Origin of the sequence: Psychrobacter sp. (genome assembly GCF_030457785.1) — a bacterium.
Taxonomy (GTDB): domain Bacteria; phylum Pseudomonadota; class Gammaproteobacteria; order Pseudomonadales; family Moraxellaceae; genus Psychrobacter.
This window is the reverse complement of the sequence record NZ_JAKDUI010000185.1, coordinates 1-5,395: the sequence shown is the minus strand read 5'-3', so window position 1 is coordinate 5,395 and position 5,395 is coordinate 1. Positions and strand designations below refer to the sequence as shown.

The window sequence follows — 5,395 nt, the reverse complement described above, 5'->3', positions numbered from 1 at the left end:
GGTATTGAGTATTAAATATTGGGTATTACGTATAATAGTACTTTATTGACTGTCTGTTAATCATTAGCTGACCGATGCTCATCAACTTTGATAGTCACGTCATAATATCTTTTTTAATACGTTAGCAAAGCGTTGACCAGCATTGTGGAAAACACCTGATACACGGCTATTTTTAATTGCTTCCGGTTCACTTTTTTCGCTACGACGAAACTGCTCGCTTTGGCTATACAATAATGTACCAAAGGCCGTCTGATAAGCACGATCGTTGACCTGAGTGTTTAAATGTTTAAACGACTCATCATTATTGAAGTGATTGTGCGCGCTGATTGCAGGATGAGTATTGGTCAATACCACTGGCATTTTTAACAATTTTTTGGCAAAAGGTATCATACCCTTGATAACAGTACCACCACCTGTCAAAACAATGCCTTTATCAATGTAACCTATCAAGTCAGCTTCATGTAATTGACGAGCAACTTCCGTGAATATCTGTACATAACGCGCTTCAATTATGCGAGCTAAGTTATACGTGCCAATATTCATCTCATCACTCGAACCTTGTGGCTTGAATATAAAAAACGTGCTCGGGTCGACACTATGAATATCAACCGTGCCGTGCGTCTTTTTGAGCTTTTCCGCTTCTATCATCGAAATACCAAAATCAGCAGAAATATCCATCGTTACTTCATGGCTGCCCGTTGGAATGCAGTGGGTGAAAATCAGTTTATTTTCTTTATACACACAGATACTTGTGGTACTGGCGCCAATATCTACCAAACAAACACCCTGCTGGCGTTCGTCACTCATCAAGCTATATTCAGCACTGGTCACTGCATCGAAAACGATATGGTCAATCCCAACGTCACATCTCTGTAATAAGTTTTGGATATTTTGGCGACTTGCTACTGGCATCATCATCATGTGATACATCACGGTGATGTTACTTGCCATCATTTCAATTGCGTCATCTACCATAAAATCTTGATCGTCGACATAAATACCTTGCTGGCAGCAATGCATCAAGTAATACTCAGATGACAAATCACGTGACTTAGCATTGGACAGGGCTTGCACCATGTCTTGAGCACGCACCTCTTCACCCTCAACCCGCACCTCGCCAGCACTGTTACGACTCAGTAATTCTGGAGTTGCAAGCGTCAACCAAACACTATGCACGCGGCAGTTTGCAGTATCTTCAGCCTCTTGAATGGCTTGCTTGATAGCACCTTGCAGACGTTCGCGATGTGTTATTTGGCCTTGATAAAAATCACTATTCTTTACTTGTCCCACGCCCAATATACGAATATCTTCCGCAGAGACGACGTTACCAATGACGACATAGACAGCCGTGGCGCTTAGATGGACAACAACAAGGTTTTCGGTATTTTTCATGGCACTAAACAAATTATCGCTAAACAGGAGAGCAAATGATGTCTCCATTAAATCATTAAAAAAAGCACTATCGCTACGCTAATACGTCACACTTTTATACTGCATCTTGGATACACAGCTTTAGGACAGGTACTTATATATTCCCTAACAGGCGCCACCCACGCCCATTTATCATGGCTGATTAGGCTGTGCTGACTGAGCCATATCCCAAGAAATAGTAAAACCATTCTTGTAGCGTAAGTCTACTGATTGTATTTCGTCTCGACGACTACTCAATTGATTACCAAGCAACTGGCTAAGGTTTAGTAGTTTTTGAGCGGTATCTTCATTATCTACGATAACACGCAGCCCACTGTCAAAACGAATTAGCCATGTCATCCTAGGCGACAGGATTATATCTTCAACTTGTATGTCGAGCGGTGCGTACCAATCATTGACCTGCTGCATCTGCTGCATAATGACAGGTGCTTGAGACCTCTCACCTTGCAGAGTAGCAAAACGCTCTTGCGTCAGGTCTCTACTGTCGGCTGGAACAAAGACAGCACCTTTTGCATCTACCAACCGCTCCGTACCAAAGTTGGCCACTGCTTGTTTTGGCAAGGCTTTGATGACAATACCTCGCTGCCAATCACGAGAAACACTAACTTGGTCAACCCAAGCCAAACCAACTGCAATATCTCTTAGCGCTTGCAAATCAGAGGTAAAAAAGCTACTAATTTGTTGCTGTTCCATCGTTTGACTTAATACGCGATGCTGAGTCACGGTTAAATCTTGGTTGCTGACATGAATGGCAGCTGGGGGTGCATCACGCAATGCTTTGCCACCCATGATCAAAATTAGTATCAATAAAGCCAACACCAGTACCATAAAAAAATATTTCACAGGTGTTGGTACTTGAAAACCAGAGTTAGGGCGACGGGTTTTACCACTCATCAAGTCAGTTACCTCGTTGACAGTTTGAGCCATGATGACCTTCGTCCCTATACTTGCATAAAACTGTTCATGCTATCTATTGATGTAAACTTGCTAGCTTATCGTAGGAAGTTATTAAAATGGTATAATATCAAAATCTTGGATTAAAACGATATGTGTGACAGTTTTATTCCAGTTAAAACGTAACATTCTTCTCAGTTTATGAACGACTTATGACATATATTCATAAAATAACATAATTTTCGCTAAATTAACCCAGTCCATACAATACTAACGCATTTTTTGGTCAAACAATAGCCCAAGCCTCAGTGGTGGCAACGAATTTACACAAGTTTACATGACACCATGTTGCAGCAGGCCTAGTGATACAATCATTCGTTTCAGGTACTGCTTTTTATATGTGACTAATCACTATTCAACAGTATCATTTGAGATACAGCCAAATATTCAGCTGATATTTATCACCAAGCCACTTATCACTAAGAAATTTATAATATTCGACTATACCGTCTGAGCTAAAATATGCCAGCACAACGTGTCGAAATCCATACCACGTGCCTTAGCTGCCATCGGCACCAGACTATGGCTGGTCATACCAGGCACCGTGTTAATCTCAAGAAGCCAAAAGTTACCCGCCTTGTCTTGCATAGCATCGATGCGCCCCCACCCTGTTGCATCAACAGCGCGGAATGCCGCTAAACTCAAGTCTTGTAAATGCTTTTCTTCTGTTTCACTCAGACCACACGGAATATAATAACTCGTGTCATTGCGGTTATACTTGGCTTCAAAATCATAAAAGTTTGTAATATCAGCAGGTTCTAGTCGAATCACAGGATAGGACTCATCATCAATGATGATAATCGTAAACTCACGACCGGTAATCCAGCGTTCTGCCATCACTTCATCGCCGCACTGAACTGCTGTGGCATAGGCAGCAGGTAATTCATCCAGGTTGTTTACCTTGGTCATGCCAATACTTGAGCCTTCATGGACTGGCTTGATAATAAGTGGTAGACCCAATGTATTTACCACCTGTTGCCAATCAGTATCAGCTTTAAGCAATGAGAATGGTGCCGTTGACAAACCACAACCTTGCCATAGCTGCTTGGTTCGAACTTTATCCATGCCTAGTGCTGAAGCGAGAATGCCTGAGCCTGTCTGTGGAATATCGAACCATTGCAAGACACCCTGTAGCAAGCCATCTTCACCGCCACGTCCATGCAGTACATTAAATACACGATCATATTCACGCAGCTCGGTAACGTCTTGATGTTTAGGATCAAAATGAGTGGCATCAACACCTTGGTTTTGTAGTGCTGACAAGACCGCGGCACCACTATCTAAAGATACACTTCGCTCGTTGCTGCTACCGCCATAAACGACAGCCACTTTACCAAATTCACTCGCATTTTTTACTTTGCTAGTCGTCATATTATCTGATATACCCTGGTCTGATTCATTGGTTTTCATAGCGTTATCTTTCATAGCGTTTTTCTCTGCCACTGCAGCGGCTGCAATAGCCGGTTCTGGATTGACAATAGAAGCTTTATTGTCAGCAGCATCAATACCCTCACTCTTATTGTTAGTGTTATCTTGATGGTTATCTGTCGTCATGAAAGCGTTTCCTAAAAGTCTTTTGGCTCACTGAAGATAAAGGTTGTTTGCGGCTAAGTCAGTCGCTATTTGCCCTACATTACCAGCACCCTGCGTGATCAGCATGTCATTGGCTTGCAATAAACGCTGCATAGTAGGTGCTAAGTTATCTTTATCAATAATCGTCGGTTCAACTTCGCCGCGCAACCGAATACTACGCGCCAATGATTTGGTGTCCGCGCCAAGGATCGGGCTTTCACCTGCCGAGTAAACATCTAACAACAATAACTCATCAACCTCCGACAGCACTTCGACAAAATCATCATAGCAATCACGCGTACGGCTATAACGATGCGGCTGAAACAACATCACTAAACGACGGTCAGGGAAGCTTTGTCGTGCCGCTTTAATTGTGGCATCGACTTCTTTTGGATGATGCCCATAATCGTCAATTAACAACACATCACCGTCGTCGATGCTGACTGAAGCATGCTGCTCAAAACGACGTCCAACGCCTTCAAACTTCTGTAGCGCACGCTTGATTGCCTCGTCATCTACGCCTTCATCCGTCGCCATCGTGATAGCAGCAAGCGCATTGTAAACATTGTGAATGCCAGGAATATTTAACGTCAGATGCAGTGGTTCATGGTCGCGTCGTAGTACCGTAAAATGAGTTTTTGTGCCTTCAGCAACGACGTCTATCGCTTGTACATCATTGAAAGGCTCAAGACCAAATGTTGATACCGGACGGCCGATGTCATCAATCATGTCATATAACTCTGGATCATCACCGCATACCACTGCCAAACCATAAAACGGCATGTTTTGTAAAAACTGAATATAGGCCGCTTTTAGTTTATCAAAGCTGTTTTCATACGTCTCCATATGGTCTTGATCGATATTGGTGACGATCGCAGCCATCGGTCGCAGTGATAAAAAAGAGGCATCCGACTCATCGGCTTCAGCCACTAAGTAACGACTACTACCAAGTGCCGCATTCTTCCCTGAAGCGTTGAGCTTTCCACCGATCACATAAGTAGGGTCTAGCTTTGCTTCTGCCATCATCGTGGTCAGCAGGCTGGTCGTTGTGGTTTTACCATGCGCGCCAGCAACGGCAATACCATGACGATAACGCATCAATTCACCCAGCATATCGGCACGACGCACCACTGGCAAACGAGCTTCAAGAGCAGCTTTGACTTCGGGATTGCTACGGTCTATCGCTGATGAGACAACGATGACATCAGCATTGGCGATATTTTTAGAATCGTGACCAATCGATATCTTGATACCAATCTGCTGCAGACGCTTCGTGACGACACTTTCTGCGATGTCAGAACCACTTACTTCGTAGCCTTGATTGTTCATTACCTCAGCGATACCACACATACCCGATCCACCAACGCCAATAAAGTGTAGATGCTGAATACGGCGCATTTCAGGTATTTCAATCAAACGCTTGGGTAATGCTTTTGCA

4 protein-coding genes are annotated in these 5,395 nt (G+C 43.4%); all 4 read right to left on the bottom strand.

Going from position 1 to position 5,395, the window contains the following annotated elements:
* Positions 1–99: 99 nt before the first annotated feature.
* The gene (ftsA, locus tag L0J61_RS08895) at positions 100–1,392 is read right to left on the bottom strand and encodes a cell division protein FtsA (protein ID WP_301466090.1); all 1,293 of its coding nucleotides are present in this window, start codon (positions 1,390–1,392) and stop codon (positions 100–102) included.
* Positions 1,393–1,563: 171 nt separating this feature from the next.
* A complete protein-coding gene (locus L0J61_RS08890) occupies positions 1,564–2,358 on the bottom strand; it encodes a cell division protein FtsQ/DivIB (RefSeq protein WP_301466089.1) in 795 nt (264 codons plus the stop codon).
* Between the two features lie 468 nt (positions 2,359–2,826).
* Complete coding sequence (locus L0J61_RS08885) at positions 2,827–3,756, bottom strand: D-alanine--D-alanine ligase (protein ID WP_301466091.1); 930 nt, start codon at positions 3,754–3,756, stop codon at positions 2,827–2,829.
* A 210-nt stretch (positions 3,757–3,966) separates the two neighbouring features.
* A partial coding sequence (gene murC, locus L0J61_RS08880; RefSeq protein ID WP_301466088.1) for a UDP-N-acetylmuramate--L-alanine ligase occupies positions 3,967–5,395 on the bottom strand: 1,429 nt, incomplete at its 5' end.